Source organism: Flavobacterium sp. CG_9.1, assembly GCF_015751645.1.
Classification (GTDB): Bacteria; Bacteroidota; Bacteroidia; order Flavobacteriales; family Flavobacteriaceae; genus Flavobacterium; species Flavobacterium xanthum.
On sequence record NZ_JADOVC010000036.1, the window covers coordinates 1 to 24,732 of the forward strand.

The 24,732-nt window shown below is 35.4% G+C and carries 18 protein-coding genes and 1 pseudogene; 9 read left to right on the top strand and 10 right to left on the bottom strand.

Annotated elements, in window-relative coordinates:
- The 3 genes and pseudogenes from IWX83_RS15055 to IWX83_RS15065 all read right to left on the bottom strand — a co-directional run.
- Positions 1–218: pseudogene (locus IWX83_RS15055) on the bottom strand (hypothetical protein); the annotation flags it as partial.
- A 49-nt stretch (positions 219–267) separates the two neighbouring features.
- Entirely contained in the window at positions 268–606 is a 339-nt protein-coding gene (gene tnpB / locus IWX83_RS15060; RefSeq protein ID WP_326937773.1) for an IS66 family insertion sequence element accessory protein TnpB, read from the bottom strand.
- The gene (locus IWX83_RS15065; RefSeq protein ID WP_196830888.1) at positions 606–887 is read right to left on the bottom strand and encodes an IS66 family insertion sequence element accessory protein TnpB; all 282 of its coding nucleotides are present in this window, start codon (positions 885–887) and stop codon (positions 606–608) included. Before IWX83_RS15065 ends, tnpB begins: the two co-directional genes overlap by 1 nt.
- 83 nt (positions 888–970) lie before the next feature.
- On the opposite strand from IWX83_RS15065, the gene IWX83_RS17500 reads away from it, so the two are divergent.
- Positions 971–1,126 (top strand): ATP-binding protein, encoded by a 156-nt coding sequence (locus tag IWX83_RS17500; RefSeq protein ID WP_370568440.1) that lies wholly within the window; start codon positions 971–973, stop codon positions 1,124–1,126.
- A gap of 297 nt (positions 1,127–1,423) precedes the next feature.
- Here the strand turns inward: IWX83_RS17500 and IWX83_RS15075 are convergent, their stop codons facing one another.
- Entirely contained in the window at positions 1,424–2,137 is a 714-nt protein-coding gene (locus IWX83_RS15075) for a hypothetical protein (RefSeq protein WP_196830890.1), read from the bottom strand.
- A gap of 132 nt (positions 2,138–2,269) precedes the next feature.
- Entirely contained in the window at positions 2,270–2,617 is a 348-nt protein-coding gene (locus IWX83_RS15080; protein ID WP_196830892.1) for a helix-turn-helix domain-containing protein, read from the bottom strand.
- A 1,162-nt stretch (positions 2,618–3,779) separates the two neighbouring features.
- On the opposite strand from IWX83_RS15080, the gene IWX83_RS15085 reads away from it, so the two are divergent.
- From IWX83_RS15085 to IWX83_RS15095, 3 genes are all read left to right on the top strand, one after another.
- The gene (locus tag IWX83_RS15085) at positions 3,780–6,809 is read left to right on the top strand and encodes a SusC/RagA family TonB-linked outer membrane protein (protein ID WP_196830899.1); all 3,030 of its coding nucleotides are present in this window, start codon (positions 3,780–3,782) and stop codon (positions 6,807–6,809) included.
- Positions 6,810–7,020: 211 nt separating this feature from the next.
- Positions 7,021–8,256 carry a RagB/SusD family nutrient uptake outer membrane protein gene (locus tag IWX83_RS15090; RefSeq protein WP_231380059.1) on the top strand — a complete coding sequence of 412 codons (1,236 nt, stop codon included), beginning with the start codon at positions 7,021–7,023 and terminating at the stop codon, positions 8,254–8,256.
- A 131-nt stretch (positions 8,257–8,387) separates the two neighbouring features.
- On the top strand, positions 8,388–10,886 hold the full coding sequence (locus tag IWX83_RS15095; protein WP_196830901.1) for a prolyl oligopeptidase family serine peptidase: 2,499 nt from the start codon (positions 8,388–8,390) through the stop codon (positions 10,884–10,886).
- A 72-nt stretch (positions 10,887–10,958) separates the two neighbouring features.
- Here IWX83_RS15095 and IWX83_RS15100 read toward each other — a convergent pair whose 3' ends face one another.
- The 4 genes from IWX83_RS15100 to IWX83_RS15115 all read right to left on the bottom strand — a co-directional run bounded on the left by IWX83_RS15100 (position 10,959) and on the right by IWX83_RS15115 (position 13,495).
- Positions 10,959–11,234, bottom strand: a complete 276-nt coding sequence (locus IWX83_RS15100; protein ID WP_196830903.1) for a hypothetical protein — start codon at positions 11,232–11,234, stop codon at positions 10,959–10,961.
- An 82-nt stretch (positions 11,235–11,316) separates the two neighbouring features.
- Positions 11,317–12,399: a hypothetical protein gene (locus tag IWX83_RS15105; protein WP_196830904.1), complete on the bottom strand. Its 1,083-nt coding sequence runs from the start codon at positions 12,397–12,399 to the stop codon at positions 11,317–11,319.
- Positions 12,396–12,851 carry a MauE/DoxX family redox-associated membrane protein gene (locus IWX83_RS15110; RefSeq protein WP_196830906.1) on the bottom strand — a complete coding sequence of 152 codons (456 nt, stop codon included), beginning with the start codon at positions 12,849–12,851 and terminating at the stop codon, positions 12,396–12,398. Before IWX83_RS15110 ends, IWX83_RS15105 begins: the two co-directional genes overlap by 4 nt.
- Positions 12,852–13,204: 353 nt before the next feature.
- Positions 13,205–13,495 (bottom strand): hypothetical protein, encoded by a 291-nt coding sequence (locus IWX83_RS15115; RefSeq protein WP_370568438.1) that lies wholly within the window; start codon positions 13,493–13,495, stop codon positions 13,205–13,207.
- A gap of 917 nt (positions 13,496–14,412) precedes the next feature.
- Between IWX83_RS15115 and IWX83_RS15120 the strand changes: the two genes are divergently transcribed.
- The 5 genes from IWX83_RS15120 (at position 14,413) to IWX83_RS15140 (ending at position 20,184) form a co-directional block, all read left to right on the top strand.
- Positions 14,413–14,805, top strand: coding sequence for a plasmid mobilization relaxosome protein MobC (locus IWX83_RS15120; RefSeq protein WP_370568439.1), 393 nt, complete (start codon positions 14,413–14,415; stop codon positions 14,803–14,805).
- The gene (locus tag IWX83_RS15125; RefSeq protein ID WP_196830917.1) at positions 14,790–16,094 is read left to right on the top strand and encodes a relaxase/mobilization nuclease domain-containing protein; all 1,305 of its coding nucleotides are present in this window, start codon (positions 14,790–14,792) and stop codon (positions 16,092–16,094) included. The genes IWX83_RS15120 and IWX83_RS15125 overlap by 16 nt, the downstream gene beginning before the upstream one ends.
- Before the next feature lie 17 nt (positions 16,095–16,111).
- Entirely contained in the window at positions 16,112–18,094 is a 1,983-nt protein-coding gene (mobC, locus tag IWX83_RS15130) for a conjugal transfer protein MobC (RefSeq protein ID WP_196830946.1), read from the top strand.
- Positions 18,095–18,123: 29 nt separating this feature from the next.
- A complete protein-coding gene (locus tag IWX83_RS15135; protein WP_231380060.1) occupies positions 18,124–19,092 on the top strand; it encodes a YhcG family protein in 969 nt (322 codons plus the stop codon).
- 102 nt (positions 19,093–19,194) lie between these two features.
- Positions 19,195–20,184 carry a YiiX/YebB-like N1pC/P60 family cysteine hydrolase gene (locus tag IWX83_RS15140; RefSeq protein WP_196830919.1) on the top strand — a complete coding sequence of 330 codons (990 nt, stop codon included), beginning with the start codon at positions 19,195–19,197 and terminating at the stop codon, positions 20,182–20,184.
- A gap of 293 nt (positions 20,185–20,477) precedes the next feature.
- Here the strand turns inward: IWX83_RS15140 and IWX83_RS15145 are convergent, their stop codons facing one another.
- Complete coding sequence (locus IWX83_RS15145) at positions 20,478–24,731, bottom strand: NACHT domain-containing NTPase (RefSeq protein ID WP_196830920.1); 4,254 nt, start codon at positions 24,729–24,731, stop codon at positions 20,478–20,480.
- Between the last annotated feature and the right edge of the window lies 1 nt (position 24,732).

Sequence of the window (24,732 nt, forward strand, 5' to 3'; positions counted from 1 at the left end):
GCTTTGTGTTCTAATTTAGAAGCTTTATCTTCTAACACGACTTCCTTTTTTTCAAGCCTAACAAGTTTTTTATCTTGTTTGGAAATAGTTTTATCTTGTTTGGAGATAGTCTTATCTTGAACAGAAATAGTTTTATCCAGCACAGAAATGTTTTTTTGAGCTTTAGTTAAAAGCTCAAAAAGCTCCTGTTTTGATACGTTTTCTAGGTCTATTTCCATAGACTAAATATACGTCAAAATCCTATATTTAACAAGGCTTAGAGCTGTTTTATTCTAAATAAAATCTTCTTTTTTTATTGCTTTTTATAATCTGAATTCCTTCGATCATCAACACCAAATCACTCCAATTAATTTGCAATTTAGTACTGGTTGAACCAGCAAAAGTTCCTTGCTCTAAGCGCTTGTAATAAAGAACAAAGCCACCGGATTCCCAGTGTAAAAGTTTCATCTGATTATTATTTCGATTGATAAAAATGAACACTTCCCCACTGTGTGCTACGCGTCCTAATTCATTGGCAACAAGACCACACAAACCATTAAAGCTTTTGCGCATATCGCAAACTTTGGGGTAGAGCAAAAAGGTATGTGAACTACTAAGGCTAAACACTAATATAGGTTTACTAAAGCCGAAAGTTCACTTAAATTATCCGTATCCACTCGCAGCAAAACTCCATTGGGGTATACGATTTCGTATTTGTTTTCTAAAGCGAAAACTGGTTTTTTCAGTGCAATAAAACCTCCGCTTTGTGTTTCTTCATTTTTGCTTTTTCGTATCCAATAGCTAAAGGTTCCTAATTTAATACCTGCTTGATCGCAATACGCTTGTTGTGAAAGTCCACTTTGTTTCCAAGATTCAACTCGGGATAACATAAATTCATTTTTGTCCATGTCTAAATTGTTTAGAACAAAACTACTACCTTAGGTTAATCTAAAAAATATGGGGTTCGTCGGGCGGATACGATAAAATAACAATTCGGATTTGGGATAACGGTATTGGCTTTAATCCCGAAAAGGTAAAACAGGGTATTGGATTGAAAAATATTAAAGAAAGGACCAAAGCATTAAATGGAGAATTAAAAATCACTTCAAGTACAGGAAACGGAACTACAATAGAAGTTATCTTTTAATGCTGATCATTTTTTATCATCATCATCATTATTAATTAATAAAAACAAAGTAAGATTTATACCACATAAATTAGAATAAGCTGCGGTCAAGTATATCTTAAAAAATCTTCCAAATAAGCAAAAAAGGTACCTCACAGTATCTCCTTATTATTTATCTTAAAACGAATTATCTATTTGTTGCGTCTATTCTTCCAGCTATCTTTATAAAAACCGTTTTTCTTGTGCTCATATATTTACCCTTTAATATAAACAACTTCAGGATAAGTTTGTATCACTGTAAATATTTCAAACCATTCCTTATTCACAAAACTTTGGAGGTGTTGCGCCGCGACAGCTATCACTGGCGACAGCAGTGCATTCCCACTCTATAAATAAGTCGTCCAGTAATTCTCCAAGTTTATTTAAACTATTATATCTTGTAAAAATACTGTCTCTTATTTCAATAAACATTGGTATCAAAATTGATATAATAACAACCATAAATGTTGCAAATCCCAAAGCCAATGATAGATATAGCAAATCGTTCTTATATGTGTCGAAGGTCTTGTCTATAAAGCTATACCAGATAGGAGTAAACAACAAACCTAAAGTAGTCGCATAAACAATATATGGAATTCTTTCATTATCAGCTTTCAGCTTTACTAATTCTGATATCTGTTTAACTTGGTTATGTTCAACTCCAATTTGAATTAGTCTTGTCTTTAACTTTTCGTTTGTCATTTTTCTAAACTTAATAGATGACCACTTGAATGTAGAAATGTATATGTCGGGGTATATTTTCTTTATAATTCTTGCATTAAAATATAAACTTAGTCGGACTATCAACATAGCAAAGGCAATTCCACAAGCAAGAAAATAGGGACTATTTGTTATTGCAAAAGTGATAAATGAGACATCTATACTTAGTAAAACAACTATTAAAATTGTCCTTTGCCAAAAAGGTCTATGTCTCAACACAAGCGCCTTGAATGTTAATTCATTATTATAGTATTCAATTATTTCTTCTTTCATAGATTCACTGTATTATTGTCAACGTCAGTACGTCTAAAGGTTGCTTTGTGCAATAAAATGGAATTTTACTATACAAAACCATTTCTATCATTCTTTACGATTTTCTGTAAATACATTTAAATTATAGTATAATTATTTTAAATGCTCAATCTTCACCACCTCCGAACTCAAAGCTTTAGTACCGCTTTCATTCATAGTTTGCTTTACGGTTACTTTAATTTTATCATATTGAGGAGTAGGGAACTTCATCAGGTCTGAAATATTTTTATAGCCGAAAGCCTGTGCCAATAATGCAATATGACGCGTTGAATATTTGTGTCGTTGAGTAAATGATTCAACATTTCCAACAAATGTTTTTGTTACACCCATCGCCAGGCTTAAATCTTCCTTAGTAAAACCTTTTGATTTTCTCAAAGTTCTAATGTGATTTATCAACTCAAAATCGAATTGAGTAGTTTGAAATACAAATGTTTTTTCCATTTAAAGTAAAATATAATATCCAACATGTTGGATAATTAAATATTATTATTATATTTGTTCTAGCGAATTGACAATTAGCCTTTTTTGGCATAATTAAAACGATGTTTTCTCGAACCGAAACGGCCAATTTTACCTCGAGAGTATCGTGAAGTCGCTCCATGTCAAAAAGTTTATTACTTTTGCATACGGCATGCGAGCGGTTCTCACGTTAGCTTTAGGAGGTAACTTTTCAATCGAAAGATTTAAAAGACGGGTTTGGTCGCCCACGGTCCTAAAGTGTGAAACCGCTCCTTGCTTTTTTCTGCAAGTACCCTTCATACCCGAAATACATCGTTCCATAACCATAAACCTATAAATTATGAGAACGATTTTTTTATGTACAACCGTCACCAAACCACCTTAACTATCTGCTAAAAGCAAGCTGCCTTTTGTTGTCTCAAAACTGAAACAAACATTGTGTTAGGATAGGGAAACACCGAGAAGTACTCTTATCAGAGACACTTCCCTCATCAGGATTTTAGTCCTGATGTGTTTAACTCTACCTTGATATAAAAAAAGGAATTGTATAAAATAATAATCCCCCATATATATCTAATCTCAACCCAAACCTAAAATGCTTTTGGCACTTAGATTTAAGCTTTTCTTCTTTAAACTCGCACTTTAAAAGTATTGCCTTTATTTCTATATTCCAAATGCTATGTTAAAATTTTTAGAGTTTGTTTCAGAAAGGGGAGCAAAAGGAGTTTTTAAACCGAAAAACAAACCGTGTATTCATCAAAATAAAAAAAAAATCTTAGTTGGAAGTAAACACTTATGCCGAACCTCAACTAAAAACTGGAACTAAAAACTTAAAAAACCTTCTACGATTATATAAGTCATTCATAACTATAATCTCCTGCACCGAAAGGTCCTTTGAATAAAACGCCTAGTTAATTTAATTTGAATTTGTTAATAAAAGGTGCAGGTAATTTAGTCATACCTAACTACCATAAACTAACACCTAAACTCGTATACTTATGTTATAGTAAAAAAACACCATCCCTAAAGACTTTAAGACATTCGCCTTTAAAACTAATAAAAAAAGGCCCTCTAACCCGCCGGTAAGCTAGAGTAGAGGACCAAAGCAAACAAAACTTACATTTCATTTAACTAAACCAATATTATGAAAATTATTTCATTAAACAAAGGGTTGGGAGCACTTTGGTATTTGCTTATTTTTAGCATATACCTCTTCAGTTTCCCTATTCTAGCAAAAAATACACTGTCGCATAAGCAGTCCATACAGCAGCAGATCCAAATAAGCGGTACAGTCACTGATGGTACTAATCCTTTACCAGGCGTTACAATTACTATAAAAGGTCAGCAAAAAACGGTAGTCTCAGACTTTGACGGGAAATTTACTATAACAGTATCCCCAAATGACATTCTCATTTTTACCTACATAGGCTTTAAGACCGTTACGATGCCTGTTGATGGTCGCTCCGTAATTAATATTCGAATGCAGGAAGACGCGACTGCACTGCAGGAGGTTAAAATCAATGCGGGCTACTATTCCGTAAAAGAAAGCGAACGCACGGGGAGTATTTCTAAAATCACGGCAAAGGATATTGAAAAACAGCCTGTAACGAATGTGCTTGCTGCCATGCAGGGCAGAATGGCTGGTGTGAGTATTACACAGACAACAGGCGTACCCGGAGGGGGATTTGATATCCAAATACGGGGACTGAACAGTGTACGTAGCAATGGCAATAACCCGCTTTATATTATTGACGGAGTGCCTTATGCTACTGATCCGATAGGAAGCGGGCAGGCATCACCAGTACTGCCCGGACAACCCAGCCCGCTGAACAGCATTAATCCCGAACAGATTGAGAGCATAGAAGTATTGAAGGATGCCGATGCTACGGCCATATATGGTTCTCGTGGTGCTAACGGTGTTGTGTTGATTAGCACCAAGAAAGGCAAGGGGGGAAGGACGCAATTTACCGCCAATGTTTCAAAAGGGGTGGGGAGTGTTACCCGATTTATGGATTTGCTGAATACCCCACAGTATCTTGCCATGCGTGAACAAGCCTTTGCAAATGACGGCATCAGTCCTTTACCTAATACTGCCTACGATGTGAACGGCACTTGGGACAGGAACCGCTATACAGACTGGCAGGAAACACTGCTGGGCAATACGAGTGAAATCACTACACTATCTTCCTCGGTTTCGGGAGGTTCAGCAGGCACACAGTATCTTGCCAGCGGAAGCTTTAATAAACAGACGACGGTGTTTCCGGGTGATTTCAATTACAAGAAAGCCAATTTTAACCTGAATGTAAACCATGAGTCTGAAAACAAACGCTTTCGTTCGATCTTCACGGTAGGCTATACGATACAACATAACCTTCAACCCCGTGACGATCTGATGACCTCGGCTCTGGCACTAGCACCCAATGCGCCTGCACTCTACCAAGCAGACGGGAGCCTGAACTGGGAAAATAGCACTTGGATCAATCCGTTGAGCAGCCTTGAAGGAGAATATGAGGCAAAAACCTATGACCTGATTGCCAACTCCGTATTATCGTATCAGATCATTAAAAATTTTGAAATCAAGTCGAATTTTGGTTATACCTCTACGGATAACAATGAAACTGCTGCATTGCCCTCTACACAATATGATCCTGCCTATGGTGTGGGAGCTTCTTATTCGGCCTTGAAAGTCGGAACCCTATCCCGTAAATCATGGATTATTGAACCGCAACTTAATTACAAGGAACAGTTTGGAAAAATGGATTTGGATGTGCTGGTAGGAAGCAGTTTTCAAGCGCAAAAAGGAAGGATGAGGGATGACCTTGGTCAAGGATTTCCAAGCAACAGTCTTATTTATAACCTTGCCTCAGCCTCAGTAAAAAATATCTTGCTGAGCCAAGAGCAGGAGTATCGCTATGCGGCTCTTTTTGGAAGGATAAACCTTAATTGGAACAGCAAGTATATAGTGAACTTGACGGGAAGACGTGACGGCTCCAGCCGATTTGGACCAGGGAAGCAATTTGCCAGTTTTGGTGCTGTAGGCGGAGCTTGGCTTTTTTCGCTTGAAGATTTGTTGAAGGACAGCAAAATAGTAAGCTTTGGTAAGATCAGGGCAAGTTATGGCGTGACAGGAAGCGACCAAATAGGTGATTACCAATACCTAGATACCTATGCTTCTACAGGCAATAACTATGGCGGTATCATAGGGCTGGAGCCTGCAAGACTCTTTAACCCCGCGTTTGGATGGGAAACCAACCGAAAATTGGAGGCTGCGGTGGAAGCAGGGTTCTTAAACGACCGCATCTTTATTACGGCTGGTTATTACAAGAACCGCTCCTCGAACCAACTGGCAGGAATGCCACTGCCGGGAACAACGGGATTCTCCTCGATACAATCTAATCTGGCTGCTACGGTCGAGAATAAAGGATTTGAAGGGACTTTGAGAACTGTTACTATACAGACCCAAGATTTCAATTGGACAAGCAACCTGAACATAACTGTTTCGCGCAACAAGCTGGTTGCATTCCCAGACCTTGAATCTTCGACCTACAAAAACATTTATTCTATTGGAGAACCCTTAAATATCAAAAAGGTGTATCAATTTACTGGAGTCGATCCCGCAACGGGACTCTATACTTTTGCGGATAGGGATAGCGATGGAAAAATTACCTTTAGCGGCGACCGAACGCTGGTAAAGGATTTTAACCCTAAATTTTTTGGAGGCTTTCAAAACAGTTTCCGTTATAAAAAACTGCAATTGGATTTTTTATTCCAGTTTGTGAAGCAAGAGAATTACAACGCTACCGCCTTTTTTGCACCTGCCGGAATGCTATCGCAACAACCGATAACAGTTCTTGACAGTTGGAAACAGCCGGGGGACATCGCCTCGCACCAAATGTATACTACGGGAGCAAATGGTGAGGCGGCTAATGCAGCAAGCCGATACGCCAGCAGTAATGCGGCAATTACTGATGCGTCCTATATACGGTTGAAAAACATTTCACTTTCCTATGACCTTCCTCTCCAATTCATAAAAGATATGCGTTGCAAAGTATTTGTCGAGGGACAGAACTTGTTGACTTTTACCCCATATACAGGTGCCGATCCAGAATTCAAATCAACAGGCTATCTACCTCCGCTGCGTGTTCTTAGTGCAGGGCTCCAAATCACTTTTTAACTTAAATCTTATGAAAATGAAAAAATATAGTAGGAATATTTATTCAGGGCTTCCAATACATGCCCGTAGAAACCCCCTTTTTTTATCACTATATGTGCTTATGCTTGGCTTGTTGCTGAACAGTTGTGACAGCTTTGTTGAAGTTGACCTTCCCAGTGACCAGCTTATCGCCAATGGAGTCTTTGAAGAAAAGTCGACCGCTAATGCTGCAATGACAGAAGTTTATGCGAAAATAAGAGGAGCTGGATTATTGACCGGTTCTGCCGACGGTCTTTCGGTTGTACTGGGCAACTATAGTGATGAGCTCGATTTTTATGGCGAATCCTATCTTGGTACTTTATCGTATTACAATAATTCGTTAACCGCTGCAAATGTTGATGTAAAAAGCTTGTGGGATAGCAGCTATAATCAAATTTATTCTGCGAATGCCATTATAGAAGGAGTAGAGCACTCAAAGACACTTCAGCAGGAAGACAAGGACCAGTTAAAGGGAGAAGCGCTCTTTGTGCGAAGCCTTATCCATTTCTATCTTGCTAATGTTTATGGAGCAGTGCCGTATGTAATCACAACGGATTATAAGACCAACAGCAATGTTGCAAGAACTGCTGTAGCTGACGTTTATGCCAAAGCAAAAGCTGATTTGGAGAAAGCCATCCTATTGTTGCCTGAAAACTATGCTGTTGCAGATCGGACACGTCCCAATAAATACACGGCACTGGCCTTGCTCTCCCGTGTAGCGCTTTACGAGGGATCGTTGGATGAAGCGTCAAACGCTGCATCTGCCGTGCTGAATAATACGCAACTGTATGCATTTGAAAACGGTCTTTCGAAAATTTTTCTGAATAGCAGTACCACTACTATATGGCAACTAAATCCTGAAAATGCAGGGGGTAACACCTATGAAGGTGCCAGTTTTATTTTTACTGGCGGAACACCTCCGCTTTCGGCTATCAGCATGGGATTGATGTCGGGTTTCGAGCCGGGAGACCTTCGTAAAGCAGCATGGACTAAAGCAGTGACAAACGGAAGCCAGACTTGGTACCATCCCTACAAATACAAACAGAAGGAAAATACATCAACCTCCATGGAATTTTCAATAATTTTCAGAACTGGTGAACTTTACCTAATCCGGGCTGAAGCCAGGGCTAGGGCAGGTGACCTGATTGGAGCCAAGGAAGATTTGAATATCATCCGCAGTACTGCAGGACTTGCTGATACCAATGCCATTTCGCAGGAGGAAATCCTGCAAGCTATCTTGCGCGAAAGAAGGGTAGAACTGTTTACTGAATTTGGTCATCGCTTTTTTGACCTGAAACGATTTGGAGTGATTAATCCGGTACTTTCGGCTGTAAAGCCCGGCTGGGATACCAATGACGTCTTGTTTCCAATTCCGGAAACGGAAATAAGTTTGAACCCGAATTTGGAACCTCAAAATTCAGGATACTGATGGTGTCGATCTATAACATTAAAAATTTCATCTTTATTAGTTTAATTTGTTTTCTTTCTGCCTGTCCGATTTTCGGGCAGGTCAAGAAAGTAAAGCTATTGACACAGGATGACTATGGTAAGTGGAGCCAAATGATCCGGGAGGGTATCTCTGATAATGGCAATTGGGTGCAGTATCAACTTGTCTATGATTCAGGGAATGATACGTTGTTTGTAAGGAATTTGAAAGGCAAAAAGGTTTTGGCTGCTGCAAAAGGGTATGATGGCCAATTTTTTAACGACAACTCGTTTGTTTATATGCTTCCTGATAAAAAACTAGGAATTTCAAACCTAATGAATGCGAAGGAAAAGAAGATTGAAGGTGTTGGAAATTATCAGATTGCGGGCAACGGTGGTTTTCTTTTACTTACTTCCAATGAAGAAGGCGGTACAACAACCATAAAGGTATTAGATTCAGATTGTATGGTGATCGAAACGATAAAAAGTGTCAGCTCCTTTATGATTAGTCCAGATCGCAACTCTTTGGTGTATTGCCATACTGACGGTGGAAATAAGAAAGTAACATTGCTGGCCTTTTTGGATCATAAAGTTCAAAAGAAAACAATAGCATCGGGTAACTATGACTATTCAAATCCAGTTTGGCAGCCAAACAATAATGCTGTAGCCTTCTTAGGGCAGCCAACGATAAAAACTAGTTCTTCCGGACCTGAAGTTTTTTTCTATAAGGTACACGGACAGAAAAGTTACAGTTTCAGTATAACGCAAAATAGTCTTCTTAAGGGATTTGATTTCAATGGTAATAGGAGTTCTTCCCTTATTGTTTCGGATGACGGGATGCGGGTGTTTTTTGCGCTAAAGGATCAAGAGGAAAGTAGCAATAAGGAAAGTACATCAGATGTTGAGGTATGGAATGCATCAGATTCAAACCTGTATCCGCATGTAAAGCGATCTGGTAGACAGGGTGTTAATAAAATGGGTGTTTGGGAACCTCTTAGCGGTAGGATACTGATTGCAGGTAAAGAAAAGCAGGATATTTATATGCTTAATGGAGATCAGCACTATGCTTTCACAAGAGATGTATTTCCTTATTTGCCGAGTGACAAGGAAAGGCCTGAAGCAGACTATTATATTACCAATCTGCTTACTGGTGAAGTCTCCCTTTTTTTACGTCAGGTACCTTTCGAAAATGCTGCTTTGGTATTTTCGCCTAATGGAAAATCAGTTGCCTACTTTAGGGAAAACCAATGGAAAGTATATAATTTTGCCGACAAGACCCATATTACAATTACCCCTGCAGTATTATCATTTGCTTACGAAGCAGACTATAGCGCACCAAGAAGTCCTTACGGATTTGCAGGCTGGACCGCCGATGGCAATAGGTTGATGCTGTATGACCAATTTGACCTCTGGTCCTTTTCGTTAGACGGTAAAGGTGGTAAACGACTTAGTAGTGGGAGGGAAGAGGGAATTATTTTTCGTGTTGCTGACATTGGCAATGCTAGTTCAATAGACGAGTCGTGGCTTGTAGAAACAGGGAAAGAGATTGATTCTGCCAGTGCTATTATATTGGAAGTCCAGAGCGAGAACAACGACAAGAGTGGTTATGCCGTTTTATCTCCAAATGGAAAGTTAAACATAAAGACTTTTACGGATAAGAAACTAAGCAGACTTAAAAAGGCCAAAAATAAGGATATCGCTATTTATAGGCAGGAAGATTTTGATTTGCCTCCACAAATTGTAGTTGCCTATGACAATAAATGGAAAGATGATGTTGTTTTTAAAAGCAATCCTCAAGACAGTCAATATCCATGGGGGCATTCTGAGTTAATTTCCTATCGAAATAATGCAGGAGAGTCTTTACAAGGGGTTTTGTTTTATCCTTTCGACTATCAGCCTGAAAAAAAATACCCAATGGTGGTGCGGATTTATGAAAAGCAAGGAGCCTCTCTGCATACCTACATTGCTCCCTCCTTGTATAATACAACGGGGTACAATACTTCAAACCTAACAAGCCAAGGATACTTTGTACTGCATCCTGATATCAATTATACCATCGGTAATCCGGGTGTTTCAGCGGCAGATTGTGTGATTGCTGCCACCAATGCTGTTATTTCAAAAGGTTGCATTGATCCTGGAAGAATAGGTCTTATTGGACAGTCCTTTGGAGGTTATGAAACTTTTTTCATTACCTCGCAAACCAAGTTATTTGCGGCTGCTATAGCTGGTGCTGGCATTTCCGATATGGGCAGTTTTTATCTTTCAATGGGATGGAATTACATGACACCTGATGCATGGCGTTTTGAACACCAGCAGTTTCGAATGGGAAAAACACTTTTTGAAGATGCTGAAGGCTATAGGAGAAATTCGGCTATTACATTTGCCCGTGATTTTTCAACCCCGATTTTGTCGTGGACCGGAGATTCTGACATGCAAGTCAATCCAGAGCAAAGCATGACTTTCTATATGGCCATGAGAAGATTGAAAAAGAATCATGTTATGCTGAGGTATCCTAAAGAAGGCCATGTTATTTTGGATAGGGTTCGTCAGGCTGACCTAAGTTCGAAAATTATGGGTTGGTTTAATCATTATCTTAAAGATTGTCCCAAACCAGACTGGAGTAGTCCGGACTAGAATTTATACTAAACAACGATGCGGTTAATCATTGATTAACCGCATCGTACTTTTAAAATATAATGAAGGTCATTATATTTTTTTGTAAAGTGTTTGTGGACAAGAGGCATCACTTTCATTTATTTTGCCCTTTAATGTCTGCAACGATGGTGTCTTGCAGATGTCATTTACGATGGTACTACACATAATATCCTGAACGCAAGGGTTTAGGGCATTCACAAATAAGTAACCACGCTGATCGCCCGGTGCCGCTTTTACAGTACCCATTGACATTGTTGCAAATGCTCCAAGCGATCCCAAAATGATAATTGCCAAAGGCATCATCAGTTTTTTAAAATTTGTTCTCATAATAAAAAGTATTAAAGTTTATGATCTACTCTGTTACAGGTTTTCGATCGTAGTCCTGATACTGCGCAGTATATTTTCAATATTAATTGTCATTTTTTAGTGTTGCCCTAGTTGTTAAATGGTTCAATAATATGTAGCAAACCATTTTATCATCGATTATGGCATACAGTTTTCTATTCACTACAATAAAACTGTTCATACTAGATTTTCCAATCTTGTAAATCGGAAAGCTTGATTTATAGGAATGGTCCCTTAAATCATAAACATCAATGATGCTCGCTTCCTTCCATAGTTGATCCCTTTCGTATTGCCCGGATATAGTAGAATTCACATAAAGTAAATTATCACTTACCGCACTCATTTTGTTGACAATTAATGGAGGATTTGAAAAAGTGCTGATGTTCCTGCTTTTCACTTCAGCTACTTTAATTTGTACTTTGCTTATGGTGTCGATGGTATTGCCCCTGTAGTCCAATTTGAGATTTTTATGAACAACTATATACTGATTACGGTAACGGTAAACATATACAATGCGATTATTATTGTTGTCGAAATGCAATGATCCATCTACATCAAAAATTCCATCAATTTGTGTTTGGAGAAGTTCTTCGGAATAATTCTCTAAACGATGGTTGAGACTCGTTGTACCAAGGATACTTTTTCCTGTTTTCTGATCAATAAAGCGGACCGCAACGTTGTCTTGATCAATTGGCTCCAGATGTGAAAAATATTTTCCGGTGCTTACAACTAATTTTGCATTCCAGTCATGAATATTTCCCTTAAATATATAAGGAACATTTCCCTCAAATAGGTAAAAGTTATTCTCAAATACTTTAACCATAGGGGTATGGAAGGGCAGTTTTTTGTTATTTGGAATTATCTTATAGGTTTTTCGGTTTGTTAAAGCTGTATCCAACTCCATTACTTGTAAAGGAGCGGTGCTGTTTCCTAAATAAATTTTTCCATTACTGCTCCCTGCAAAATAATAAGAGTTGTATCCCAAATCTGCCTTATATTTTTCCTGCGCCACATGTTGTGGAAATCTTCGAATAAATGTATTTGCATAATGGATGATACTTTCAGACCTATTAAAAAGTAATACCACTATAGCTGTGCCAGCAATTGTGCAAAAAAACATCAATACTATCTTGCTCTTAATTTTCATGATTGGTTTTTATTTGTAATTGTTTTTGTGTTTTGTATCGGTACAAAAATTATCGCTATTCCTATAAGCACAACAAATATGAGGTTAAAAATAAGGTGCTGGTTCCATGACATTTTTTCAAGTACACCACCGCATGAGCATGGAACGAAAGCACTGTAATTAAGGATAATGTAGATGTAGACCGTAAACATTACCATAAGTGTAAAGGAACCTAATAATGAAACGAATCTTAGTCTTGGGATAAACAGTCCAAGAGCTAAAACTATTTCAGCCAATGGTACTGTCACGGAGACCCAGCGTGCAAATGCACTAAGTAATGGTGATTGACCCAATTGAATGATGAAATTTTCATAATCAAGTCCTTTACTTGTAGCAGCATAAATAAAAAGTAATGCCGTTAGATAGCAAATTGTAATCATCAACGTATTCCTTATGTTTTTAATCTGGTTCATTTGTCTGATTTTTAGTTTGGGGAACTTCTGTAATTATAATTTTTATACACTATTATCCATTTTTATTACTGCATTTGAGGCAATAAAATTTAGTATCGTATTCCAATTCCATTAAATGAAAAAAAGCATTTTATTTATGATTTAATTATTTGAAATTGAAGCTAAAACAAAATTACAACAGTCTATTTGATAGATTGTTACCGAAATCCGGCATGGATTTGTCAAAATCCGCTGTTTTAGTTAAAGTTTTTAGAAAAGCATCGCTGAACTAAAATTGACCAATAAAAAAGGTGCCAAATAAACAAATATTGTTTATTTGGCACCCAGCAATTTTCTCCTTTTATAATTTGTTATTACTTCCCTGTTTCGCTCAATGTCTTTAATTTTTCACTGAGTTCTATAAGTCCGGCCTTGTGTAAACATTCATCCCCAAAGAGTTTTAATTCCTGAAGATTTTCTTCTGGAACACTTGTCATGAGAATCGATGGTTTATTATCGTCTTTAGCAGCTAATCCACGTTCAATGACATGGTTTAATAACAGCACATTTTTTCGTGAAATTTTCAAATCAATCTTCACTACGTCATTCATTCCAGGGATACTAAGTACAGTATCAAAAACCTTGGCCACATCATTTGTTGTCATAATCTTCATGTTTTTAATTAATAATTTATTCTATAAAGGTATAAAGTCGTTTATGAATTTTGATAGGTAAAATTTACCTATGATAGGTAGAATCCATACCACTTACTTAATTTTGTATCTGATTTAAATGCTGAACATTAAAATGTACGATAGGATTTTAGATAAACAGAATTACAGAAATGTGCTTTGAATTTTATATAAAATGTGTCAATTAAAAATGGTTTTAAAAACGATTTTCAAGAGTATAAAATTTGATAACATATTTCAAAAGAAGTGGTTTATCAAAGGGAAGTTCAGGGTAGATAAAAAAGTTCTGAAAAGATGATTTTATTTAAGCATTTAATGACAACCGTTACCCTTTAAAATGAACAGCCAAAAACCTTCCTGAAAACAGTCAGGATTTTGTTGTTTTAAAGTTGGTTTATTGCTTGGAAAGAGCACGTCCTCTTATGGAAAATTGGGGAGTAAATTCGGCTTTATAATTATCCAGTTATAATGGTTTTTAAATTATAGGCAGTGTGCACTTTCCTTGACTACTGAAAGTGATGATAAAATACCCTTTATATAAGTCATCGAGATTTTAATGACCGAATTGATAGTTTCTATGAATGGCTGAAATACCAATATTAATATATCACATATTATAAAAAGAGCTATAAGTGGGGAATTTGGGTTTTGAATATTTTAGAAATACTAAAATGTCTAAAAAACATTTAAAGTAGCTGAAAGATTGCAACGTTCCTGCAATCGGCAAGATGTCCTGTTGTTTAACAACAGATTCTTGCTGCTCTATACTCGGGACTCGTTAGCAGTGACGCAGAAAGGATAAAAAGAGTTTGATAACAATGAAATGAAATGTAGCGAATTCAAGAATACCAATAAAAAACAATTTGAATTAATGAGTAAAATGAGAGATGATGGAAAGAGAAAATTCAAACAGAACACGCATTGTCGGGTTACGATTTACGCCTGAAGAGTATGCGAAAATTGAGCGAAAATGGAAAGTAAGTACTTGCCGTAAGCTGAGCGATTACATTCGTAAACGCCTATTTAACAAACCGATAAATACCACTTACAGGAATCAGTCTTTAGATGATATGACCCGTGAAATGATGCTGCTGTATAAGCAATTAAATGCCATTGGAAACAACTTTAATCAGGCGGTAAAAAAACTACATACCCTTGATCAAATTCCGGAATTTAAAGTATGGATTATAAGCTCTGAATTGGATAAAAAAATCCTTTTGGACAAGATTGAAGAAATCAAAATATACATCCAAAAAATCTCGGAAAAATGGTTGCTATCATAAAAACAGGACACTCTATTCACAAGGTTTTCTATTACAATGAAAACAAAGTAAAAGAGGGCGTAGCAGAGTACATCGGTGCCGGAAATTATCCGATTGATATGGATAAAATGACCGATACTATAAAACTGAACCGTTTTTTAAAACAGCTGGAATTAAATGAAAATGTAAAGCGAAACAGTGTGCACATCTCATTGAATTTTCATTGTTCGGAAAATCATTCCAAAGAAAAATTAATGGCTATTGCGGATACTTATATGGAGAAAATAGGTTTTGGAGAACAACCCTATCTGGTATACCAGCATCACGATTCCGGGCATCCGCATCTCCATCTGGTCTCCATAAATGTAGAGCGGGATGGCAAGCGGATCGACATGCAAAATATCGGTCGAAACCGATCTGAACCAGCGCGAAAAGAAATCGAAGAACTTTTTGGACTTGTTAAAGCGCAAGGACGCATAAATAATCAAGATTTTGAACTCCAACCTATCATCTCAGGAAAGGTTCGCTATGGACGAAACGAATCCAAAAAAGCTATTGCAAATGTATTGGCCCAGGTGCTTTCATCGTATAAATATACCAGCCTTCCGGAGCTGAATGCTGTGTTACAACAATACAATGTTTTGGCACACAGAGGCAATGAAAATTCAAGGATGTTTAAGACAAAGGGATTAATGTACCGGATACTGGATGAAAATGGCAAACTTATCGGTGTACCCATCAAGGCCAGTCTCTTTTACAACAAGCCAACCCTGAAATTTTTAGAAGGAAAATTTGCATCCAATACCACTGGCCAAATTTCCGATATGAGAAGGGTAAAAAACGCCATTGATATGGCATTTTTAAGAACGAAAATATCACTTACGGAAATGGTGCAACTACTGGAAAAAGATGGAATTAATACTGTTTTTAGAAAAAATGCAGAAGGATTACTTTATGGGATTACTTATGTAGACCATACCACAAAATGTGTTTTTAATGGTAGTAAGCTGGGTAAACAATACAGCGCTAAAGCAATTCAGGAACGTTGTGAATCAATTAGCCCAGTGGAACAAAAAATGGGAAGTTCAGATAGTGAAAAATCACAGGGAATTACATCGAAAACGACTCATTCTAAAATTAATACAATTTCGTTTGGTGATGATTTTCAGAGTAATAAATCAGTTGGGTCCGATTTAGTAATGGGGCAATTATTGGATATGCTTACGCAATCCGAACAGGCTGCTAATTACGTTCCGCATCAACTCAAAGGCAAAAAGAAAAAAAGAAGAGGACAGTCTAATAATCAATAAAATTTGAAATTATGGCTATGCAGACAGGAGAAAACGAACAGGCATTGAGGAAGATACTCGACATGACCAGACTAATCAGCATCATTGTTTTGGTGATCCATTTTTATTATTACTGCTACGCTGCCTTTCGGGAGTGGCATCTTGTTAGCGGGTTCAGTGATAAAATTATGGGCAATATTCACAATACAGGATTGTTCAGTAATTTTCATAAATCCAAACTCTTTGCATTGGGATTTTTGATGATTTCCCTAATAGGTGCTAAAGGACGTAAAGATGAAAAACTGAATGACAAAACAGCTTTTGCTTATATAATTACTGGCATCCTAATTTACTTCATAAGCTATCTTTCATTATATCTGAAAATAGAAATAGTACAGGCAGCGATTGCTTATATGAGCATTACGTCAATTGGGTTTCTTTTGGTGCTTTCCGGAGGTACTTTGCTCTCGCGTATTATAAAAAACAAGCTCAATCAAACGGATATTTTTAATACCGAAAATGAGACCTTTCCTCAAGAAGAAAGGCTTTTAGAGAATGAATATTCCATCAACCTTCCTGCTAGATATCATTTAAAAGATAAGGTACGAAACAGTTGGATAAACATCATCAATCCCTTTTGTGCTCTGATGGTTCTGGGGACCCCAGGTTCTGGTAAGTCATATTTCGTTATACGTCATGTTATTACCCAGCACATACGCAAAGGTTTTACTATGTTTATTTATGATTTTAAGTTCGATGATCTTTCCAAAATCGCCTATAATACCTGGCTTAAATACAAACATCTTTATCCTAAACCACCACAATTTTATGTTATTAATTTTGACGACCTGACCCGAACACACCGATGCAATCCATTGGAGCCTTCAGCCATGAGTGATATTACTGATGCCTCTGAGTCTGCACGCACCATTCTGTTAGGATTAAATCGGGAATGGATCAAACGTCAGGGAGATTTTTTTGTAGAATCACCGATTAATTTTCTCTCAGCCATAATATGGTATTTAAGAAAATACAAAGAAGGCGAATTTTGTACGCTTCCCCATGTTATAGAACTCATGCAGGCAGACTATGATAGCTTGTTTACCTTGCTTAGAACTGAAAAAGAAATTGAGGTACTCATCAATCCTTTTGTAAATGCCTACCTCAATAATGTAATGGACCAATTGGAAGGTCAAATCGCTTCGGCAAAAATCGCAATGGCGAGGCTTTCTTCTCCGCAATTGTATTATGTTTTATCCGGTAATGATTTCACATTGGACATCAATAATCCAGAGGAACCAAAAATTGTATGTATGGGGAATAATCCACAGAAAATACAAATTTACGGTGCTGTATTATCACTTTATGTAAGCAGATTGGTAAAGTTGGTCAACCAAAAAGGCAAACAGAAAAGCAGCCTGATATTCGATGAATTTCCAACTATATATTTGAACAATATGGATAGTTTGATTGCTACTGCGAGAAGTAATAAAGTAGCTACTTGTTTGGGTATTCAGGACTTCAGTCAGCTACGAAAAGATTATGGACGAGAGCAAGCCGATGTGATTATGAACATTACCGGAAATATCGTCAGCGGACAGGTTACAGGTGATACAGCCAAGCAATTATCAGAGCGTTTCGGAAAGATTATGCAGGATAGAGAAAGTCTTTCTATTAATAGTGGAGATACCTCAATTAGCCGCTCAAAACAGTTGGAATCCGCAGTTCCTCCTTCCAAAATTTCCGGACTTAGTTCCGGTGAATTTGTAGGTATGGTAGCCGATGATCCCGATTGTAAAATTGAACTCAAAACATTTCACTGTGAAATTGTAAATGACCATAAAGCATTGAAAAGCGAACAGGATGATTATAAAGATATCCCCGTTATTCGGAAAGTCGATAACGCAATGGTACAACGCAACTACTTGCAAATAAAACAGGACATCAAGGACATTATTTATTCTGAAAAAGAAAGACTATTAAATGATTTTCAATTGAGGCATTTAGTAATTAAGAAGTGATAAGAAATAAAAAATTAAATTGAGAAATAATGATACAAGAACAATTTACGGATATTATCCAATTAATAAAACAATCCCGATCAAAAGCCATAGCTGCTGTAAATACTGAAATGATCAATCTATACTGGAATATTGGACAGTATGTTCATAACCGTATCGAAACAGCAGAATGGGGAAAATCAGTGGTAAAAGAACTCGCTGATTATTTGCAAAGAAGTGAGCCAGATTTAAAGGGGTTTTCGGATAAGAATCTTTGGCGTATGAAGCAATTTTATCAAACATACAAAGCTTTTCCAAAACTCTCAGCACTGCTGAGAGAAATTAGCTGGACTAACAATCTCATTATTTTAAGCAGAACCAAGTCAATCGAAGAACAAGAATTTTATTTACGCCTTTCAAGTCAGGAAAAATTTAGTTCAAGAGAATTGGAAAGGCAGATAAACAGTGGCGTTTTTGAAAGAACCATTATTGGAAATACAAAAGTCTCATCAGTGATGAGAGAATTACATCCTGATATCACAAACACATTTAAGGACAGCTACATATTTGATTTTTTAAATCTTTCTGACAGCTATAGCGAGAGTGATTTGCAAAAGGGCCTGATCAGTCAGATGAAAAATTTTATACTTGAACTCGGTAAGGATTTTCTATTTATTGCAGAAGAGTACAAAGTTCAGGTGGGGCATAGTGATTTTTATATTGATCTGGTATTTTACCATAGAGGCTTACAATGTCTGGTAGCATTTGAATTAAAATCAGATAAGTTTAAACCCGAACATCTAGGGCAGTTAAATTTTTATCTTGAAGCATTAGATAGGGATGTTAAAAAGCAGAATGAAAATCCAAGTATTGGGATTTTATTATGCAAAGACCAAGACCATGCAGTAGTAGAATACGCTTTAAGTAGAAGCCTTTCTCCTACTATGGTAGCAGAATATAAAATTCAGCTACCGGACAAACAATTACTTCAGCAAAAAATGCAAGAATTATTGAAATAGAAATAAATTAGATATATTAGCGATGCTATTTTCATGAAAGATAAAATTGGTTTGATCTGAATTTCCATGTTCAATTTATTAAATGAATTAAAAAAGAATGTTATGTATGTATTAGACCATACTAAATTAATTACCGGGGATATTATTCTTATCCGAACATGGGATAAAACCTGTGTATTTATTAGAAAAGAATCTAATAGTAACTATTCTCATGCCCTTGTATATATGGGCGATATGAGCTGCTTGGAGTCAAACGCACTTGGAGTTGCGTCGCAAAACCTTCAAAGGTTAGGCTTTAAAAATATTGATGACGCAAAAGTTTTGAGATTAGATGATTTTGCTGAGATAAAAAAATTGAGAACAGGAATAAATTTAGGCAGGAGTAAAGTCGGAACCAGTTATGCGTCTCGACATGAAGTAGAGAGATCAAATTTGGATACCGCCGACAATGCCATGGAAAGCAATAGGCAATTCTGTACGAGATTTGTTGCCCAAATCTATTCAGATTCAGGAATAAATATAGTTTCTAATCCCGATTACTGCTCTCCAAAGGATGTCGAGGAATCCGATATTTTATTTGAAGTGATAGATGCATTACGACCTGCTTCGCCAGAAGAATGGGAATTAACACAGGAAAAAGATAATATAACCGTTGTACAGAGAGATGCCGGTTATATTTTTTTAAATGTAATTCGTACTATTACAAAAGAAGACATTCAAAGCTTTGATCAGGTCGAGGAATATTTGATTAAGAATCCAAATTATGATCAAGAATTCAATAATGAACTTATAAAATCTGAATATTTAAATTTGGGCGACCTTGAAAAAAATGGGAACCCCTCTGTTTATGATTTAGATTTATTTCTCAAGACTTACCATGAGATTTATGCTCTGGAACTGTCACAACAGCAATATTATGATGAATTAAATCGTATTCAAGATTTTAAGGCAGCTGCAGATAAGTATAAGAATATTTTCTTGAAGACGAATTGTAAATATTTCGAGTCTCTGCAGAAATGTTATATAAGACAAGTCCAGCTGGCAACAGAGAGAATCGCAGTTTGGACTGGTACATTAAACCTATTCAAATGATATTTTAAGTTTTTTATTAGTATCAGGTCGGGGTTTAAAACCCTGCAATTTATTGCAGTACTTTAGTAATAAGAAAAAATATAAATATTTAGTTTTTTACTTTGATTAAAATCAATTTTAAAATTGAGGGACTTTCAATCCTTCGAAAAAGCAAACCTCTGCATTTTCAGTGCAGAGTGGTTTAGTTCTCTAAATATCTTGAATACAAAAGTGAATGTTTTTGAGAATTGTTTATTGTTATCAGATTGGATGTTAAAACCTCACAAGAGATCTAGTTACCAACGTAAATACTCTTAGGAGATAAACAAGTATTTGTTATCATTAAGTATTTTTAATACTTCTGTTATTTTATAAGGCTTAGATTTGTGATTATAGTATAACTCTTGTATGTCGTTTTTTAATTTGTTTAGATAGAATAAATCCACTTTTTGTGCTTTAAGTGTTTCGGAGTCGATTCTATTGAGCAGTGTTAATGTTTTTGTACATATTAGTTCATTATTTGCTTTGCAAATGCTGATAATAGTTTCAGATGTTATTCGTAAAGGCGAATAATGATCACCGAATAACTCCTCTATATTTGGAATGGATAAACATAACTCAAAAGTGCAGATCAGACTATCTAATGCCTTTGATTGTGTGAAATTTAGCCATTCCTGATTCCTGAATGAAAACTCTCCTTTTGCATTATCATCAATCTGATTCTTTATGAGATCATGATATTTTGTAAAAGCATCGTCGTAATTTAAGCTGATTAATTTTCGTATTATTTCCTTTTCTGTGTATATGTCATCTGTAACTAAACCCAAATACTTAGATATTAAAAAGTCTTTGGCAATATCCTCCCTGCTTTCTTTTGCTAAAAGTAAAATAATACAATCATAAAGAAATCGATTGGTCTCTCTGTTATTTTGAAAAGTATAATTTAGAAGTTCTTTTAAAATTTCTAAATCCTTGCTGAAAAAATTTTCTATTATTTCCCCTGCATAGTAATAATGTCCATTACTTAAAATATCATATATTTTTGATTTTAAGTCTAGATTTAAGTTTTTTACGTCAATTTTATTTTCCTTGCTGTATTTTAAGTGATTACAAAAATTCTTTGGAGAAAGTTTGGCATTTAAGAGATTCTGTATAATACGGTTATTGACTTCTTCAATAGGTACAATACCCTCTAAATATCTAGTTTTAATGCCTTCTTCAATTGAATTGAACCATAGCATGTGTAAGAGTAATTCCTGATCAAGACTGAAATGGAAAATTTTCTGAAATTTATATATGGCTTCAAATAGATAGTATTGGGCATTATAATCTTGATTTCCGATAGAGAGATACCCTGAATAATATTCTTTGGCTACATTGGTATTGTCATCACACCATTGTTTAATAAATTGTTTTTGATTCTCCGAGATTTCAATTTTTTTATTTTTTTCATCCTTGGGCAGACTATTTAAAATATCGTACATTATATTGTTTTTCGAATTCAATATTTCACTGTACACATCAGCTTTCTTAAGTTTTTCGCTTTCCGGATAGTTATCTCTCAGGATTTCATACAAAAGTTGTTTTGCATTGCTACTAACGCTTTTTTGCAATTCAAAATCATTATAATACCTATGATAGAATTTATCAAGATCTTCAAAGCTTAATTCGTCTTTACAGAGGTAATCATAAAGTTTTGAAATTTGATTTACGATTTCATCATTGTCAAATAGAACATTAAAATTATTTTGTTCCTGGGTGCGCCAATGCGTGGTTCTTTCATTAATTTCTTCCTCACTGCATTTGTCTTTAAAAGTGTACTTGCTGCCAGACTCTATATAATTTTCAAACTGTTTACTTAAATTTAAATTTCTGTGGCTTAGTACATTTCTAAATTGATGTAAGAATTCCTCATTCAGAGAACCAGCATTGTATTTTTGCAGAACTTTTTCAAAATCATCCGCATTGATAATTGCAGCTAAAAAATGTCTATCGCCTGATTTTCCGTTAATTGACCCTATTATAATATCAAATAATTGATTTTCAATGTCGCAAGATTTGGCGACTTCCAATAATAAATCATCATCGTAATTTGCCTTATCTTCTATAACGGCATTTGAAATAATCTTAATCAAATCAGGATTAAATTCCTTTTTAGAACTGAAAAACTCTTTAAGATGTGTTAAAAACTCTTTTATTAAACTTTCTCTAAACTGATAGTTTTTTTGCCTTTCGATGGAGTATTCATAAATTTTAAGTAAAATTGGGCCATTCTCAATCTTGGTAAATAAGCTGAATATATTGTCTTTGGTTGATGTAATAGAGCCATATTTTGAAATTGAATTCCATTTCTTGACACCAATTGTTTTATCTAATATTTCCAAAAAATAATCTATATTATTAACAGTTGATTCAATAGGAGCACTAGATATAATAGAGCTAATAATTTCCCTTTCATCTCTGTTTTTAAGCAGTTCAATGATTTGATTAAAAAAATGTGCATCTTCATTTAGACCTATACTTTTACTAAGCATAATGGCATCCTGAATAAGATATACATAATTTTCATCTTCAAAATTAGTCTCATTAATAATATCAATAATTAGTGTTTTTATCTGCTCAAAGAATACTGCTGGAATATTCATATAAGAAAGTAGTTTTACAGCAGACATTCTCGCTCTTCTATGAATACTGACATCCTTTATTTCAGAAATCAGATATTCTACATTTATATTACATTCACTGAATGAAGCTATGCTTTTCAAGTCATTGACCCAGAGACCATTTTCTATGCAATTTTTAGTAAAAAAGTTTTCTAAAACTTTAGATTTTATTGCATCTGTAATCCTATCTGAATCGGCATTGAACAGTAATTCAAAATCATTTTCCAGCAGCCAATCGATTAAAGAATTGTATAAGGTTTCATCTGAAATCAGATTTAATAAAAATGTAACTACATTATGCCAAGTTGGATGGACCTTGTAAGTTTTCGGATCAATTTGAATTAGTTGTATGATATCCTCAAAACTTAAATCAGATAAGATACTGGCAACAAAATATTCTTGGATGTTTTTAAGGACAAAGCTCCAGTTGTCAGCTATGTTTTCTTCTAAAAATGAATTTTTAGCCAGACTTATTTCATCTATTTTGGCTACTCTTTTAATTTCAGCTGTAATAAGATATGGTTTTTGCATCGCTTCTAATGAAAATGCGATTTTTTGGGTATAGCTGATAATCCGATCTTTGTCAAACTCTGCATCATTTCTAAATTTATTCACTTTATCATCTCGAAGTCTTGAATTGACAAATTCCTGAATCAATAACGCTTTATTAGTTAAAATTTGTTTGTGATTTTTATAGTACTTGCCTATTAAATCAAGATAAAATGGATTTTCTAAAATTTCTCTATTTTTGTAAATATCAAAAGTTTTTTGGTCTTCTAAATCCAAATCATATTTAGTTTCAAGAAAATGTAATCCGCTAGCAATGCTTACCTCATTCAAAAAGTACACACCCAAATTACTGATGGTCTTTATATATTTTTTGTAAATATTGGTTCTGCAACTTATTATGAGTCTAAGATTTTTGCTGTCAAATAATTCCGAATTATTACTGATAAAATTTCTTAGCTTATTACTAAAGTCTATTATGTTTTCAATTTCATCAATACCATCAAAAATTATTACCAACTTGGGAATCAATTTAAAATTTTGAGGAAGAAAGTCTTCAATTTGGGAGGAGGAAGTAAAATTCTTCAATGACTTAAAGACAGGTATGACGTTATTCGTTTCTCTGGTATCCCATAGTTCAACAGCTAATTGCTGCAATTCTGAAGTTTTACCATACCCAGGATTACCTAATAAAATAACACCTACTTTATTTTTATCTATCTCAGAAAACAGAGTTTTCTGATTTGCTATAGGCATATAATACTCATATTCTCTTTTTTGGCTGTTTCTTATGCTTCTTTTAATATGATACTGGTCATCTTCGATATTTCCGATGTATTTTTCTTTATCATCCTCATTAATGACTATTTTTTGTAAATTCTTGTCTGAGAAAATGAACCTGTCAAATTGATTTAAAATTTCTTCTCTATCGCTCTGAGTTAAAATAGGCGCTTCATTTTGATATGTTTTTCTGTAGATTTCAGGGTAGAGGGAAAAGTACTTTTCAATATCAGTTTCAGGACTTAAGACAGATACCTTAAAATGATTAGTAGCAATTTTTTCTAAGAATGGTTTATTTCTGGTTTCTTCAAAAATATTACTGAAATTTCTTTTAGGTGATATAAAGAGTACCAAATCAACCTTGTCATGAGTAGACGCAATTTGGGGTAATTTAGTCATCGCATCAGTATAATTCAATTCTGTTGTATAATCTTTACACTCGCTGTAAATGGATCTGCTTAGATATTTATCATCAACAATTTCAATTAAATTGTCATACCCATCCTGTGAGCCTGATAATTGAACTCTTTTACGGACAATATTATATTTTAATTCCTTAAAAACATTTTCAAGAAAGTCAAGTGCCAGGATTTCTAAATCACCACCTTTTTTTGCCATG